Source organism: Nocardioides pinisoli, assembly GCF_024199985.1.
In the GTDB taxonomy this organism is placed as follows: domain Bacteria; phylum Actinomycetota; class Actinomycetes; order Propionibacteriales; family Nocardioidaceae; genus Nocardioides; species Nocardioides pinisoli.
The window spans coordinates 1-15,736 of the sequence record NZ_JANARS010000012.1; the positions used below are offsets into that span (position 1 = coordinate 1).

At 72.2% G+C, this 15,736-nt stretch carries 13 protein-coding genes and 1 rRNA gene; 7 read left to right on the forward strand and 7 right to left on the reverse strand.

What is annotated here, in order from left to right; translation table 11 throughout:
• Positions 1–26 precede the first annotated feature (26 nt).
• The 3 genes from rrf (at position 27) to NCI01_RS20220 (ending at position 1,904) form a co-directional block, all read left to right on the forward strand.
• A 5S ribosomal RNA gene (rrf, locus tag NCI01_RS20210) occupies positions 27–144 on the forward strand.
• A 390-nt stretch (positions 145–534) separates the two neighbouring features.
• Entirely contained in the window at positions 535–1,233 is a 699-nt protein-coding gene (locus tag NCI01_RS20215) for a tetratricopeptide repeat protein (RefSeq protein ID WP_254183293.1), read from the forward strand.
• A 191-nt stretch (positions 1,234–1,424) separates the two neighbouring features.
• A complete protein-coding gene (locus tag NCI01_RS20220) occupies positions 1,425–1,904 on the forward strand; it encodes a DUF3145 domain-containing protein (RefSeq protein ID WP_254183388.1) in 480 nt (159 codons plus the stop codon).
• Between the two features lie 273 nt (positions 1,905–2,177).
• On the opposite strand, the gene NCI01_RS20225 is transcribed toward NCI01_RS20220, so the two are convergent.
• From NCI01_RS20225 to NCI01_RS20250, 6 genes are all read right to left on the reverse strand, one after another.
• On the reverse strand, positions 2,178–3,608 hold the full coding sequence (locus NCI01_RS20225) for an acyl-CoA carboxylase subunit beta (protein WP_254183294.1): 1,431 nt from the start codon (positions 3,606–3,608) through the stop codon (positions 2,178–2,180).
• A 29-nt stretch (positions 3,609–3,637) separates the two neighbouring features.
• Complete coding sequence (locus NCI01_RS20230; protein ID WP_254183295.1) at positions 3,638–4,888, reverse strand: beta-ketoacyl-[acyl-carrier-protein] synthase family protein; 1,251 nt, start codon at positions 4,886–4,888, stop codon at positions 3,638–3,640.
• 110 nt (positions 4,889–4,998) lie between these two features.
• The gene (locus NCI01_RS20235) at positions 4,999–5,244 is read right to left on the reverse strand and encodes an acyl carrier protein (RefSeq protein WP_172260204.1); all 246 of its coding nucleotides are present in this window, start codon (positions 5,242–5,244) and stop codon (positions 4,999–5,001) included.
• 56 nt (positions 5,245–5,300) lie between these two features.
• Positions 5,301–6,314 (reverse strand): beta-ketoacyl-ACP synthase III, encoded by a 1,014-nt coding sequence (locus tag NCI01_RS20240; protein ID WP_254183296.1) that lies wholly within the window; start codon positions 6,312–6,314, stop codon positions 5,301–5,303.
• Positions 6,314–7,498 (reverse strand): acyltransferase domain-containing protein, encoded by a 1,185-nt coding sequence (locus NCI01_RS20245; RefSeq protein ID WP_254183297.1) that lies wholly within the window; start codon positions 7,496–7,498, stop codon positions 6,314–6,316. Before NCI01_RS20245 ends, NCI01_RS20240 begins: the two co-directional genes overlap by 1 nt.
• Positions 7,499–7,576: 78 nt before the next feature.
• Positions 7,577–8,749, reverse strand: coding sequence for a PucR family transcriptional regulator (locus NCI01_RS20250; RefSeq protein WP_254183298.1), 1,173 nt, complete (start codon positions 8,747–8,749; stop codon positions 7,577–7,579).
• 187 nt (positions 8,750–8,936) lie between these two features.
• Here NCI01_RS20250 and NCI01_RS20255 point away from each other — a divergent pair, with 187 nt between their 5' ends.
• Positions 8,937–9,923, forward strand: a complete 987-nt coding sequence (locus NCI01_RS20255; RefSeq protein ID WP_254183299.1) for an alpha/beta fold hydrolase — start codon at positions 8,937–8,939, stop codon at positions 9,921–9,923.
• A gap of 59 nt (positions 9,924–9,982) precedes the next feature.
• Here the strand turns inward: NCI01_RS20255 and aceE are convergent, their stop codons facing one another.
• The gene (gene aceE / locus NCI01_RS20260) at positions 9,983–12,763 is read right to left on the reverse strand and encodes a pyruvate dehydrogenase (acetyl-transferring), homodimeric type (RefSeq protein ID WP_254183300.1); all 2,781 of its coding nucleotides are present in this window, start codon (positions 12,761–12,763) and stop codon (positions 9,983–9,985) included.
• A gap of 246 nt (positions 12,764–13,009) precedes the next feature.
• On the opposite strand from aceE, the gene NCI01_RS20265 reads away from it, so the two are divergent.
• From NCI01_RS20265 to NCI01_RS20275, 3 genes are read left to right on the forward strand one after another with little or no spacing between them, the layout of a single operon-like run.
• Positions 13,010–13,438: a DUF3052 domain-containing protein gene (locus NCI01_RS20265; RefSeq protein WP_308213240.1), complete on the forward strand. Its 429-nt coding sequence runs from the start codon at positions 13,010–13,012 to the stop codon at positions 13,436–13,438.
• Positions 13,435–15,126, forward strand: a complete 1,692-nt coding sequence (locus NCI01_RS20270; protein ID WP_254183301.1) for an AMP-binding protein — start codon at positions 13,435–13,437, stop codon at positions 15,124–15,126. The genes NCI01_RS20265 and NCI01_RS20270 overlap by 4 nt, the downstream gene beginning before the upstream one ends.
• Entirely contained in the window at positions 15,123–15,608 is a 486-nt protein-coding gene (locus NCI01_RS20275; RefSeq protein WP_254183302.1) for a peroxiredoxin, read from the forward strand. Before NCI01_RS20270 ends, NCI01_RS20275 begins: the two co-directional genes overlap by 4 nt.
• Positions 15,609–15,736: the final 128 nt, after the last annotated feature.

Here is a 15,736-nt window from a genome sequence, read left to right on the forward strand (position 1 = left end):
CGGAGGTTTGGACAGGTTGAAAGAGTTACGGCGGCCATAGCGAAACGGGAAACACCCGGTCCCATACCGAACCCGGAAGTTAAGCCTTTCAGCGCCGATGGTACTGCAACCGAGAGGTTGTGGCAGAGTAGGACGCCGCCGGACAAACATTTGGCAGGGGCCACCAGTGATCTGGTGGCCCCTGTGCCATTTCATGGCGCGGTATGAGTAGCGTTGACCCCGAGCGGGGACCCACGCGTGGAGAAGGGAAGTGCGGCTGTGGCCGAGGACCGTGGAGGACAGCGACCGTCGCGAGGCGGATCCGGTGCCGGCCGAGGAGGGTCGCCGAGCGGAGGCCGTGGCGGCTCCAGCTCGCGCTCCGGCCAGCGCGGTGAGTCCCGTGGGGATGCACGGAGCGACTCCCGTGGTGGCTCCGGCCGCTCCGGCGACTCCCGTGGCAAGACCGGAGGACGTCCGTCCCAGGGTGGCAAGCCGTCCGGCAAGCGTCCGGAGCGCTCGCAGGACCGCGCCTACCGGGGACGCTCGGAGGAGAAGGTGCGCACGGCCGACCAGGCGGCGTACGACGGCCCGGACCTGCCCGAGGGCATCACCGGCGCCGAGCTCGACCGGGGCGTCCGCGCCCAGCTGAAGGGCCTGCCCGAGAAGCTGGCGGCCCGCGTTGCCCGGCACCTGGCCGCGGCGGGCGTCTTCATCGACGAGGACCCCGAGCTCGCCTACCGTCATGCCCTCGCTGCCCGCGCCCGCGCGTCACGCATCGCTGTCGTTCGCGAGGCAGCGGGCGAGACCGCCTACGCCGCCGGCCACTACGCGGAGGCGCTGGCCGAGCTGCGCGCCGCCAAGCGGATGAACGGCGCGACCGACTACCTGCCGATCATGGCGGACTGTCACCGCGCCCTGGGCCACCCCGAGCAGGCGATCAAGCTCGCCAAGAGCCCGTCGGTGGCCAACTTCAGCTCGGAGGCCAAGGCCGAGATGACGCTCGTCGAGGCCGGCGCCCGGCGCGACATGGGGCAGCTGGACGCCGCCCTGCGCACGCTCGAGCTGGCCCCCCTGACCTCGAAGAGCCGCTCGTCGTGGGTCGTCCGGCTGCGCTACGCCTACGCCGACACGCTCGAGGCCGCGGGCCGCGAGTCCGACGCGCTGGCGTGGTTCCACCGCACGCACGCGATCGACTCCGACGAGCTGACCGACTCGGCCGAGCGGGCCGAGCTGCTGGAGCGGCGTCAGGCCTGATCGGCGTGACTGCTGGCGCTCGGGCGCCACATGGGTCACAATGGGGTCACTAATCACATAGGTGTCACTTGAGTCTCGTTGAGCACTGACGACAGAACGCTGGGGAAGGCGCATCTGGAGCGTCGGAACTCAAGGAGGTCACAGTGACCACACGCATTGCTTCCCGTCCGGACGGTCCGGCCACGAGGGGCATTCTCTACGTGCACTCTGCTCCCTCCGCACTCTGCCCGCACATCGAGTGGGCCGTGGGCGGGGTCCTCGGAGTTGCCGTCTCGCTCGACTGGACGCCGCAGCCTGCCCAGCCGGGGTCCTACCGTGCCGAGCTGTCCTGGTCCGGCTCCGCCGGCACCGCGGCGGCCGTCGCGTCGGCGCTGCGCGGCTGGAACCACCTGCGCTTCGAGATCACCGAGGAGCCGACCAGCTCCACGGAGGGCACCCGGTTCTCCTGCACGCCCGACCTCGGCATCTTCCACGCCATCACCGGCCCGCACGGGGACATCCTGATCCCCGAGGACCGGCTGAAGGCCGCGGTCGTGAAGGCCGCGCTGGGCGACACCACGCTGCTGCTCGAGATCGACAACCTGCTTGGCAAGCCGTGGGACGACGAGCTGGAGACCTTCCGCCACGCCGGCGAGGGCGCTCCGGTGCGCTGGCTGCACCAGGTCGTCTGAGGACGTCTCAGCGGTTGCGCCGATGAAGCGTGGACGTCCCAGTCACGCGGACCGCCGTCTCCTGCGCCGTGTCGTCGTACGACGCGAGGACGCCGCTGACGGTGAAGTGCCCCGGCCTCGTGACCCGCCGGCGCAGGCGGTAGGTCAGGACCGCTGACCTCGGCGTCGTCGGGCCCGATCAGCGGCTGGGCGCCGACGCCCGTGCCGTTGCGGACCTCCGCGCGCGTCGAGGTGTCCGACGAGCGACCGTGACGTGAGGTGCGTCCTGGCGGATTAGAGGGGGATGTTGCCGTGGCGCCCGCGGCGCACGCCCGCCGTGTCGATCTCGTGGCGCATGGCCTGGGCGATCGCGCTGCGGGTGCGGGAGGGCTCGACGACCTCGTCGACGACGCCGATCTCGACGGCCTTGTCGACACCGCCGGCGATCCGCTCGTGCTCGGCCGCCAGCTCGGCCTCGACCTGCGGCCGGATCTCGGGGGAGACCTCCGCGAGCTTGCGGCGGTGCAGGATCCGGATGGCGGCCACGGCGCCCATCACGGCCACCTCGGCGCCCGGCCAGGCGAGGACGCGCGTGGCGCCCAGCGAGCGGGCGTTCATCGCGATGTAGGCGCCGCCGTAGGTCTTGCGGGTCACCAGCGTCACGCGCGGCACGACGCACTCGCCGAAGGCGTGCAACAGCTTGGCCCCGCGACGGACGACGCCGTCCCACTCCTGCCCGACGCCGGGGAGGTAGCCCGGGACGTCCACGAGCACGACGAGGGGGACACCGAACGCGTCGCACATGCGCACGAAGCGGGAGGCCTTCTCCGCCGACAGCGAGTCGAGGCAACCGCCGAGGCGCAGCGGGTTGTTGGCGACGACGCCGACGGTGCGACCGCCGAAGCGGCCCAGGGCGGTGACGATGTTGGGGGCCCACCGGGCGTGGAGCTCCTGCATCGTCCCGTCGTCGAGCACCGCCTCGACGAGGGGGTGCACGTCGTAGGCACGCTTCTTGGACTCCGGCAGGAGCGCCTCGAGGTCGCGATCCTCGACGGCCTCGACGTCGAGGCTGTGCTGGGCGCCGAGGAGGGAGGCGACGGTGCGCGCCCGGTCGAGGGCCTCGCGCTCGGACTCGGTGAGGATGTGCACCACGCCGGAGCGCCGTCCGTGCGGCTCGGGTCCGCCGAGGCGGAGCATGTCGACGTCCTCGCCCGTGACGGACCGGACCACGTCGGGGCCGGTCACGAAGATGCGGCCCTCGGGGCCGAGGATGACCACGTCGGTGAGCGCGGGGCCGTAGGCCGCGCCGCCCGCGGCGGGGCCGAGGACGACGGAGATCTGCGGGATCACGCCGGACGCCTGGGTCATCACCTGGAAGATCCGGCCCACGGCGTGGAGCGAGAGCACGCCCTCGGCCAGCCGGGCCCCGCCCGAGTGCCACAGCCCGATGATGGGCACGCCGTCGGTGATGGCGCGGTGGTAGGCGTCGACGACGACGCGACACCCCAGGTCGCCCATGGCGCCGCCCATGACGGTGGCGTCGCTGCAGAAGGCGACGACGGACGTGCCGTCCACGCGCCCGACCGCAGCGAGCATGCCGGAGTCGTCGTCAGGGGTGAGCAGCTCCAGGGTGCCCTCGTCGAGGAGCGCGGTGAGGCGGTGGACCGGGTTGCGCGGGTCCTCCTCGCGGGGCAGCTTGGCGGGCTTGGTGGCGGTGGTCGTCATCGGTCGTCCTCCGTGGGTGGTGTCGGGTCTCAGACGCTGCCGAAGGCGACCGCGACGTTGGCGCCACCGAAGCCGAAGGAGTTGTTGAGGGCGACGATGTCGCCGTTGGGCAGGTCGCGCCGCGACGTCGGGATGTCGAGGTCGACCGCGGGGTCCTTGTCGTCGAGGTTGATCGTCGGCGGGCTGACCCGGTCGTGCAGGGCCATCACGGTGGCGACGGCCTCGAGCGCACCGGCACCGCCGAGCAGGTGGCCGGTCATCGACTTCGTGCTCGTGACCACGCAGCGGTCGACGTGCTCGCCGAGGACCGCGTGCAGCATCAGGCCCTCGGCGATGTCGCCCTTCGGGGTCGACGTGGCGTGGGCGTTGACGTGGACCACGGTGGCCGGGTCGACGTCGCCCTCGCGCAGCGCCATCTTGATGGCGCGGGTGCCGCCGCGACCCTCGGGGTCGGGCTGGGCGATGTCGTGGGCGTCGTTGCTGATGCCGGCGCCGCGCACCTCGGCGTAGATCGTCGCGCCGCGGGCGCGGGCGTGCTCCTCGGACTCGAGGACGAGCACGGCGCCGCCCTCGCCGAGGACGAACCCGTCGCGGCCGGTGTCCCAGGGGCGCGAGACGGTCGTCGGGTCGCCGCCCTCCTCGCTGCCCGTCTTGGACAGCGCCATCATGTTGGCGAACGCCGCCATGGGGAGCGGGTGGATCGCGGCCTCGGTGCCGCCGGCGAGGACGACGTCGGCGCGGCCGAGCCGGATCAGGTCGATGGCCATCGCGATGGCCTCGTTGCCCGACGCGCAGGCCGAGGTCGGGGCGTGGACCGCCGCGCGGGCGCCGTAGGCGAGGCTGACGTTGGCCGCGGGGGCGTTGGGCATGAGCATCGGCACCGCGAGCGGGGAGACCCGGCGTGCGCCCTTCTCGAGGAGGGTGTCGTAGTTGGCGAGCAGGGTGGTGACCCCGCCGATCCCCGAGGCGACGGCCACGGCGAGGCGCTCGGGCTCGAGGCCGGAGCCCTCCAGCCCGGCGTCGGCCCACGCCTGGGCGGCGGCGACCATGGCGAACTGGCTCGACCGGTCGAGCCGGCGGGCCTTGACGCGCTCGAGCACCTCGGAGGGCTCGACCGCCACGCGGCCGCCGATCTTCACCGGCAGCTGGTCGACCCACTCGTCGGTGAGGCGCCGGACGCCGGACGTGCCGGACAGCATCGCCTGCCACGTGGAGGCGACGTCCCCTCCGACGGGGGAGGTGGTGCCGAGGCCGGTGACGACTACGCGGGTCGAGGGCATCAGTTGAGGTTCCGTTCTCGCGGGAGTTGAGGTCGAGAGTGGTGGGAAGGGGCTTCCCGCGTCACGGGGGCCGGGGCTGGACACCGGCCACCCGTGACGCGCGGACGAGCTCAGCCCTGGGCGCGCTCGATGTAGGCGACGGCGTCGCCGACGGTCTTGAGGTTCTTGACCTCGTCGTCCGGGATGGTCACGCCGAACTTCTCCTCGGCGGCCACGACGACCTCGACCATGGAGAGCGAGTCGACGTCGAGGTCGTCCACGAAGGACTTGTCCAGCTGGACGTCGTCGGCGTCGACGCCGGCCACCTCGTTGACGATCTCGGCGAGGTCGGCGCGGATTTCTTCGGTGCTGGCCATGGGGCCTTCCCTTCTTCTGTGTGGGTGCTGCTTGGGCTGGTCTGCGGGTGGTGCGGTCAGGGGACGGTGACGACCTGGGCGGCGTAGGACAGCCCGGCGCCGAACGCGATGAGCAGTGCGGTGTCGCCCGGCTTCGCCTCGCCCTCGGCGATCATCCGGTCGAGCGCGAGCGGGACCGACGCGGCCGAGGTGTTGCCCTGGTCGGCGACGTCGCGGGCGATCCGCACCGAGTCCGGCAGCTTCATCGAGCGGGCCATGGCGTCGATGATGCGCATGTTGGCCTGGTGGGGGACGAAGACGTCGAGCTCGTCGAGGGAGACGCCGGCGCTGTCCAGGGCCTGCTGGCCGATCTTGGCCATCGCGAAGGACGCCCAGCGGAAGACCGGGTTGCCCTGCATGGTCAGGTGCGGCATCACGCCGGAGCCCGGCTGGGTGTCGGTGCCGACGACGTCGCGCCAGTCCTCGCGCTGACGGATCAGGTCGAACTGCTCGCCGTCGGAGCCCCACACCACGGGGCCGATGCCGGGGGTGTCGCTCGGACCGACGACGGCCGCCCCGGCCCCGTCGGCGAAGATGAAGGCGGTGCCGCGGTCGGTGAGGTCGAGGATGTCGGTGAGCCGCTCCACCCCGACGACCAGGACGTGGCGGGCGCTGCCGGCGCGGACGATGTCGGAGGCCAGGGCGATGCCGTGGCAGAACCCGGAGCAGGCGGCGGAGATGTCGAAGGCGGCGGCGCCGTCGGTGCCGAGCTCGTGGGCGATCGCGGTGGCCACCGCCGGCGTCTGGAGCAGGTGGCTCACGGTGGCGACGACGACGCAGTCGATCTGGCCGACGTCGAGGCCGGCACGCTCGATGGCGATCCTCGAGGCCTCGACCGACATCATCTGCACGGACTCCTCGGGACCCGCCCAACGACGCGTCCGGATCCCGGAGCGTTGCTGGATCCACTCGTCGCTGGAGTCGATCGCGTCGACGACCTCGGAGTTGGGGACGAGGCGGGACGGGCGGTAGGCGCCGATGCCCAGGATGCGTGCGTGCGGGGCCCCGGTGGCGCCGTGGATGGTGGCCATCAGAGGGTGGCCTCGGGGTGGAGGCGGAGCAGGGGCTGACCGGGCGAGACCAGGTCGCCGTCCTCGACCAGCCACTCGACCACGGAGCCGCCGTGGGGCGCGGTGATGTCGGTGCGGTCGCGCAGGCTGGCGACGGCACCGATGGTGGCGCCGGGGGCGAGCAGGTGGAGCTGGGCCGCCTCGGGCGAGATGTGGAACGTGCCCTTGGCGGGGGAGACGACCATCCGCCAGGTCGGGGTGGTCTCGATCATCGAGGCCTCGCCGTGCTTGTCGCAGAACTCGCGGGCGTCGTCGAGCTGGTCGGGCGTCTTGAGCGCGAAGGTCTCGACCCCCTTCAGGGCCCGCTTGGCGATGCCGGTCAGCGTGCCGGCCGGGGGCATCTCCAGGACGCCGGTGACGCCGAGGTCGCTCATCGTCTCCAGGCACAGGTCCCAGCGGACGGGGTTGGAGATCTGGCCGACGATCCGGCGCAGCACGTCACGACCGTCGTGGACGATCTGGCCGTCGCGGTTGGAGATCAACGGGGTGCGCGGGTCGTGGGTGGAGACCGAGCGGGCGAGCGAGGCGAGGCGGTCGACCGCCGGAGCCATGTGGACGGTGTGGAACGCCCCGGCGACGCTCAGCGGCATCAGGCGCGCCTTGGCGGGCGGGTCCTCGGCGAAGGCCGCGAGCTGCTCCGTCGTACCGGCGGCGACGACCTGGCCGGGGCCGTTGTCGTTGGCGGCGGTGAGGCCGTGGCGCTCGATGGTCGCGAGGACCTCCTCGCGGTCGCCGCCGAGGACGGCGGTCATGCCGGTGGCGGTGGTCGCCGCCGCGTCGGCCATCGCGTTGCCGCGCTCGCGCACCAGCACCATCGCCTGCTCGGCGGTGATCACCCGGGCGCCAGCCGCCGCGGTGAGCTCGCCGACGCTGTGGCCCGCGACCCCGCCGATGCGGGCGAACGCGTCACCCGGGTGCGGGAAGAGGTCGAGGGCCGCGACCAGCCCGGTCGCGACCAGCAGCGGCTGGGCGACCTTGGTGTCGCGGATGGTGTCGGCGTCGGCCTCGGTGCCGTAGTGGGCGAGGTCGATGCCGGCCACGGTGGCCAGCCAGTCGAACCGCGCGGCGAAGGTGGGGTCCTCCAGCCAGGGCGTGAGGAAACCGGGGGTCTGGGCCCCTTGACCGGGGGCGACGATGACGAGCACACGTCCACTCTGACGGGTCAGAGCCGGTCGGCGCGGGTCCGACGCCCACGAACTGACTCCCAGATCCTTGTAGGGTTCCTACAGTTCCGTCCGGCCCGACTGGCGCCCTAGGATCAGCGCCAGCTGGAGCGCGAACGCCTCCCGCGGGCGGGTGGGGGACCAGCCGGTCGTGTCGGAGATCTGCCGCAGCCGGTAGCGCACCGTGTTGGGGTGGACGAAGAGCGCCCGGGCGGTCGCCTCGATGGAGGAGCCGTGCTCGAACCACGCCGCCAGCGTCTCCAGCAGGGTGCCGCGGGCCGCCATGAGTGGCAGGTAGACCTCGTCCACGAGGTGGCGGCGCGCGTGCCCGTCGCCGGCCAGCGCGCGCTCGGGGAGCAGGTCGCGGCTCGCCACCGGACGTGGAGCGTCGGGCCAGCCGCTGGCGGCCCGGTGCGCGGACAGCGCGGCCCGCGCCGAGGCACTGGCGTGGGCCAGGTCGGCGGTGACCGGCCCGACGACCACGGGGCCGTCACCGAAGTGGTCGAGCAGCCTGGTCGCGGCCGCCAGGGGATCGGTGACACCGCCCAGCACCACGACCAGCCGGTCGCCCTGCGAGGCGCACAGCGCGTCCATGCCGCCGGCGCGCGCGGAGCGTCGTACGGACTCGAAGACGTCGAGCTCGGCCCGGTGCGGGGGCGTGGCGCCCAGCACGACGGCCACGTCGCCGTGCGCGCCCCAGCCGAGCGCGCTCGCCCGCGACAGCACGCTCTCGTCGGCCTCGGCACGGACGACCGCGTCGACGACGAGGGCCTCGAGCCGCGCGTCCCAGGCGCCGCGGGACTCGGCGGCCCGGGCGTAGACCGCGGCGGTGGCGAACGCGACCTCGCGGGCGTAGAGCAGGACCGCGTCGTGCACCTCGCGGGCGTCGTCGGCGTCGAGGAGGGTGTCGATGGTGGTCTCGACGACCCGGATGCTCAGCCGCACCAGCTCGACGGTCTGCTGCAGCGAGATGACGCCGGTCAGCTCGCGCGGCGCGGCGCCGAACACGACGACGTCGAGCGGATCGTGGGACGACGCCTCGACCTCGCGGTCGTACCAGTCGACGAAGCCGCGGATGCCGGCCTGGACGATGAGACCGACCCAGGAGCGGTCCTCGGCGCTGAGGTCGTCGAACCACGGCAGGTCGGTCGACATGCGGCCGGTGGCCGCGGTGCTGAGCGCCCCCGTGGAGTTGCGCAGGGCCTCGGCTGCGCGGCGACGGGAGGGGGTCACGGCTCCGACTGTAGTGGGGTGCGTCACGTAGTGGGATTCCCACGAACTGCGGGCCGCGCTCGGCGGCTGCAGGACACGTCCACCACGTGACCCGGTCAGGTCACGACTTGGCATCGGGAGGAGGGCGGCGGGGTACGGGGCCGCACGCTCTGGTTGAATCCCGGACAGTCCCAGCCCTGGAGGTCGAGTGACGCGACGCAGCAGCCCGCAGGTCGAGCACGTGACCGTGCACGGGCACCGGCGCGCCTACGTCCGGGCCGGGACGGGGCCCGTCGTGCTGCTGCTCCACGGCCTCGGCTGCGACCACACGACGTGGGCGCCGGTGATCGACTCGCTCTCGCGGACCCACACCGTCATCGCGCCCGACCTGCTCGGCCACGGCGTCTCCGACAAGCCACGCGCCGACTACAGCGTGGGCGGCTACGCCAACGGCATGCGTGACCTGCTCACGGTGCTGGGCGTCGACACCGCGACCGTCGTCGGTCACAGCTTCGGCGGGGGCGTGGCGATGCAGTTCGCCTACCAGTACCCCGAGCGCACCGAGCGCCTCGTCCTGGTGGGCTCCGGCGGCCTCGGCCCCGAGGTCAGCCCGGCCATCCGCGCGATCACCACCCCGGGCTTCCACCAGGTGATGGGTGTGCTGTCGGCGCCCGGCCTGCGCCACGCCGCCACGACGACCATGCGGGTGCTCGCCCGCAGCGGCATCAGCCAGCTGCGCGACCTGGGCGAGGTGGCCACGATCTACGACTCCTTCAAGGACCCCCACGCGCGCGCCGCGATCCGCCACGTGGTGCGCGCCGTCGTGGACTGGAAGGGCCAGATCGTCACCATGGCCGACCGCGCCTACCTCACCGAGGCGATGCCGATGTGCGTCGTCTGGGGTGCCGACGACCACGTCATCCCGGTCAGCCACGCCAGCAACGCCAGCGCCCTCGCGCCCACGGCGCGCGTCGAGATCATCCCCAATGCCGGTCACTTCCCGCACCGGGACCACCCGGAGCGGTTCGCCAAGCTCGTGCGGGACTTCATCCGCACCACCGAGCCCAGCCACTACGACCGCAACCACTGGCGCGACCTGCTCCGCGACGGGGCCCCGGTCCGGCCGGCGGAGGCGAGCGCCGGTGAGCCGCCGGTCGACCCGCTGGACGACGTACGACACGCGACGCCCGCCTGACGTACGACACCCGCCTGACCCGGGCGGGTCAGGCGGGTGTCGTCGCGCGGTGACGGCCCTCAGGCGTCGCCGCCCTCCTGCTTGATGTCCTTGGTGGCGGTGGGGTCGTCGATCCGGTAGCGCTTCGCCGCCTCCACGGCCTTCTCCATCGGGAGCTCGCCGGCGTCGGCGAGCGCCTGGAGCGCCTGGACGACGACGCTCTGGGCGTCGATGTGGAAGAAGCGACGGGCCGCCGGCCGGGTGTCGGCGAAGCCGAAGCCGTCGGCACCGAGCACGCGGTAGTCGGCCGGGACCCAGCGGGCGATCTGCAGCGGGACGGCCCGCATGTAGTCGGACACGGCGACGACCGGGCCCTGGACTCCGGCGAGCTTGTCGCTGACGTAGGCCGTGCGGCGCTCCTCGCCGGGGTTGAGCAGGTTCCACTGCTCCGCTGCGGCGCCGTCGCGGGCGAGCTCGTTCCACGACGTGACCGACCACAGGTCGGCCTGGACGCCCCACTCGTCGGCGAGGAGGCGCGCGGCCTCCTCGACCCACGGGAAGCCCACGCCGGAGGCCATCAGCTGGACCCGCGGGCCCTCGCCGTCGGCGGTGGCGACCTTGTGGATGCCCCGGAGGATCCCGTCGACGTCGACGTCGGAGGGCTCCGCCGGCATCGAGACCGGCTCGTTGTAGACGGTGAGGTAGTAGATGACGTCCTCGCCCTGGCCGTCGGGCCCGCCGGTGCCGTACATCCGCTCGAGGCCGTCCTGCATGATGTGCGCGATCTCGTAGGAGAACGCCGGGTCGTAGTGCACGACGGCCGGGTTGGTCGAGGCGAGCAGCGGCGAGTGGCCGTCGGCGTGCTGGAGGCCCTCGCCCGTCAGCGTCGTGCGACCCGCGGTCGCGCCGATGAGGAAGCCGCGGGCCAGCTGGTCGGCCATCGCCCAGATGGAGTCACCCGTGCGCTGGAAGCCGAACATCGAGTAGAAGATGTAGAACGGGATCATGTGCTGGCCGTGCGTGGAGTACGACGACCCGGCGGCCGTGGCCGACGCCATCGCGCCCGCCTCGGAGATGCCCTCGTGGAGCATCTGGCCCTGCACGGACTCCTTGTAGGACAGGAGCATCTTGCGGTCGACCGACTCGTACTGCTGGCCGCCCGGGTTGTAGACCTTGGCGCTCGGGAACATCGAGTCCATGCCGAACGTGCGGTACTCGTCGGGGGCGATGGGGACCAGCCGGTCGCCGATCTCCGGGTCCTTCATCCAGTCGCGCAGCAGCCGGACGACGGCCATCGTGGTGGCGAACTTGTTCTTGCCCGAGCCCTGCTTGAGCTCGGCGTAGAGCTCGTCGCCGGGGAGCTTGAGCGCCGTCGCGCGGTTGACGCGGCGGGGGATCGAGCCGCCCAGGGCCTTGCGGCGCTCGAGCATGTACTCGATCTCCGGGGCGTCGGCGCCGGGGTGGAAGAACGGCGCGCCGCCCGTCTTCTCGTAGGACTCCTCGAGGTCGCGGTCGCTGATCGGCAGGTAGAGCCGGTCGCGGAACTTCTTGAGGTCGGGAAGCGTCAGCTTCTTCATCTGGTGGGTGGCGTTCTTGCCCTCCAGCGCGTCGATCGTCCAGCCCTTGATGGTGTGGGCGAGGATCACGGTCGGCTGACCGGTGTGCTTGGTCGCGGCGTCGAAGGCGGCGTACACCTTGCGGTAGTCGTGGCCGCCGCGGGGCAGCTTCTCGATCTGCGAGTCCGACATGTGCTCGACCATCTTGCGCAGGCGCGGGTCGCCGCCGAAGAAGTGCTCGCGGACGTAGGCGCCGTCCTCGGTGGAGTAGGTCTGGAACTGCCCGTCGGGCGTGGTGTTCATCCGGTTGACCAGGACGCCGTCGACGTCGCGCGCCAGCAGGGCGTCCCACTCGCGGCCCCAGACGACCTTGATGACGTTCCAGCCGGCGCCGCGGAAGTTGGCCTCGAGCTCCTGGATGATCTTGCCGTTGCCGGTGACCGGGCCGTCGAGCTGCTGCAGGTTGCAGTTGATGACCCAGGTGAGGTTGTCGAGCTCCTCGCGCGCGGCGACGCGGATCGCGCCGAGCGACTCGGGCTCGGCCATCTCGCCGTCGCCCATGAAGGCCCACACGTGCTGCTGGGTGGTGTCCTTGATGCCGCGGTTGTCGAGGTAGCGGTTGAAGCGCGCCTGGTAGATCGAGCCGATGGCCGTCAGGCCCATCGACACGGTCGGGAACTCCCAGAAGTCGGGCATCAGGCGCGGGTGCGGGTAGGACGGCAGGCCGGCGCCCTTGCCGTGCTGGACCTCCTGGCGGAAGCGGTAGAGCTGCTCCTCGCTGAGGCGGCCCTCGAGGAACGCGCGGGCGTAGACGCCCGGCGAGCCGTGGCCCTGGATGTAGATCTGGTCGCCGCCGCCGTCGTGGTCCTTGCCGCGGAAGAAGTGGTTGAAGCCGACCTCGTAGAGGCTGGCCGAGGACTGGTAGGTGGCGATGTGGCCGCCGACCTCGAGGCCCTTGCGGTTGGCCGACGACACCATCACCGCGGCGTTCCAGCGGATGAACGCGCGGATGCGGCGCTCGACCTCCTCGTCACCGGGGAACCAGGGCTCGCGCTCAGGCGGGATCGTGTTGATGTAGTCGGTCGAGCGCAGGGCCGGGACGCCGACCTGCTTCTCTCGCGCGCGCTCGAGCAGGCGCAGCATGACGTAGCGGGCCCGGTCGCGACCGCGGTCGTCGAGCATCGCGTCGAACGAGGCGAGCCACTCCTGCGTCTCGTCGGGGTCGATGTCGGGGAGCTGGGTGGGGAGGCCCTCGTGGATCACCGATGCGACGGGGCTCTTGGTGGACTTGTCGGCGTCACTCACCTGCTCATCGTGTCACGCTCGTCCGCGCCACGAAATCTACCCGTGGGTAGTCCCACGGCTCGCGCGCCACACCGCGCGCGGCCATCCCTGTCAGCGCCCCGCCGGTGCCCCCCACCGGCCGCGACCGGCAGGCGGGCGGCGACGGGGAGTGGACCGGGGTTGCGGCTCCTGCCGTGTTCCTGTGGACTGTGCGCAACCACGCCTGACCGCCCCCGGTCAGGCACCCCAGGACACAGGAGGCACTGCGTGAGCTCGACGGTGGGCGATTCTGCCCCGGTGACAGGAACGGGGGAGCGGCTCGGGCTGAAGCCCGGCATGGTCGTCCAGGAGCTCGGCTGGGACAACGACACCGATGACGAGCTGCGCATCGCCGTCGAGGACTGCATCGACGCCGACATGGTCGACGGCGACTACGGCAACGTCGTCGACGCGGTGCTGCTGTGGTGGCGCGCCGACGACGGCGACCTCGTCGACGGCCTCGTCGACGCGCTCACCGACCTGGTCGGCGGCGGGTCGATCTGGCTCCTGACCCCGAAGGTCGGCCGGCCGGGCACCGTCGACCCGTCCGACGTCACGGAGGCCGCCCCCATCGCGGGCCTGTCGCAGACCACCACGGCTGCCGTCAGCAAGGACTGGCAGGCCATCCGGCTGGTCGCGCCGAAGACCCCCGCGTGACCGTTCGGGACCTGCCGTCCACCCTCGCGGCCCGGGCGTCCGGGGCCGCCACGACCGTCCGCGTGCTGGGGCGCGCGGGCGTCATCCGGCCCTACGGCCCGCACACCCTGTTCGACATCGGGCGGCTGGTCCTGCGCTGGGGTACCGGCCCGGCGGGGGGTTTCGCCACCCTCGCGGCCCGCGACCCGCACCAGGTGGGCGTGGTCGACGAGCTCGGCGAGCTCACGTGGGGTGAGCTGCAGCGGCGCTCCAACTCCCTCGCGCGGGCGCTCGCCGAGCGCGGCGTCAGCGAGGGCGACTCCGTCGCGGTCATGTGCCGCAACCACCGCGGCTTCGTCGACGCCACCATCGCGATCGCCAAGCTGGGCGCCGACATCCTCTACCTCAACACCGCCTTCGCCGGCCCGCAGCTGGTCGACGTGCTCGAGCGCGAGGCGCCGAGCATGGTGATCCACGACGAGGAGTTCACCGGCCTGCTCGCCGGCGCCGACCTCGAGCGCCGGGTGCTGGCCTGGACCGACGGCGACCCCGACGACGCGGCGGGCGGCGAGACCCTCGAGCGGCTCGTGACGGCGTACGACGAGGGCGACCTGCAGCCGCCCGCGCGGCACGCCCGCGTCGTGATCCTGACCTCGGGCACGACCGGCGCCCCCAAGGGCGCCCCCCGCAAGGAGGCCGGCATCGACGCCGCCGTCTCGCTGCTGTCGCGGATGCCGCTGCGAGCAGGGTGGCGCACCCACATCGCGGCGCCGCTGTTCCACACGTGGGGCTTCGCGCACCTGGCGCTGGCGATGCTGCTCGGGTCGACGGTGGTGCTGCGCCGCACCTTCGACCCGGTGGAGGCGCTGCGGACCACGCAGGCCGAGCGCTGCCAGTCGATGGTGGTGATCCCGGTGATGCTGCAGCGGATCCTGGCGCTCGACCCCGAGCAGCTCGAGGGGGTGGACCTCTCGCGCGTCGAGGTGGTCGCATCGTCCGGCTCGGCGCTGCCGGCCACGCTCGCGCAGGAGTGGATGGACCGTTTCGGCGACAACCTCTACAACATCTACGGCTCCACGGAGGTCGCCTACGCCTCGATCGCGACGCCGGAGGACCTGAGGGCCGACCCCACCTCGGCGGGCAAGCCGCCCTACGGCACCGTCGTGAAGATCCTCGACGACGCGGGGCACGAGCTGCCGCGCGGTGAGACGGGACGGATCTTCGTGGGCAACGGCCTGCTCTTCGAGGGCTACACCCACGGCGGGTCCAAGGAGGTCGTCGAGGGCCTGATGTCGTCGGGCGACGTGGGCTGGTTCGACGAGGCCGGCCGGCTGCACGTCGCGGGCCGCGACGACGACATGATCGTCTCCGGCGGCGAGAACGTCTTCCCGCAGGAGGTCGAGGACTGCCTGTTCGCGCACGAGGGCGTGCGGGAGGTCGCTGCCGTCGGTGTCACCGACGAGGACTATGGTCAGCGTCTGCGTGCTTTCGTGGTGCGCAGCGGCGAGGTGTCGGAGGACGACCTGCGTGAGCACGTGAAGACCAACCTGGCGAGGTTCAAGGTGCCGCGCGAGATCGTGTTCGTCGACGAGCTGCCGCGCAACGCGACCGGCAAGGTCCTCAAGCGGGACCTGGCCCAGTGGGACCCGGGGGACGAGCAGGCAGACGAGCAGGCACACGAGCAGAAGGACGGCGAGGGACCAGCGTGACCGGCAACGGACTGTGCATCGGCGACGAGGCACCCGACTTCACGCTCCGCGACCAGTTCGGCCAGGACGTCCGCCTCAGCGACTTCCGCGGACGCAAGGCCGTCGTGCTGATGTTCTTCCCGTTCGCCTTCACCGGGGTGTGCACCGGGGAGCTGTCGGGCGTGCGTGACCGCCTCGACGAGTTCCTCACCTTCGACACCGAGGTGCTGGCGGTCTCCTGCGACTCGGTCTACGCCCTGCGCACCTTCGCCGAGTCCGAGGGACTCAACTTCCCGCTGCTCTCGGACTGGTGGCCGCACGGGGCCGTCTCGCGGAACTACGAGGTCTTCGACGAGGTCAAGGGCGCGCCGCGCCGGTCGTCCTACGTCGTGGACCGCGAGGGCCGGCTGCGCTGGTCGGTGCACAACGCCAACCCGGACGGCCGCGACCTCGACGAGCACCTCCGCGAGCTCCACGCGGCCCTCGAACCGCACCTCGTGTAGGCCCCGGACAGGCCCCGGACAGGCCCCCGACAGGCCCTGGTCTAGACCGATCCGCCCCAATTCCACGATTCCTCACGCTCTCTGGGAGCGCCGTGTAATCTTGGTGTTGTTGAACCGCTGGTGACCCG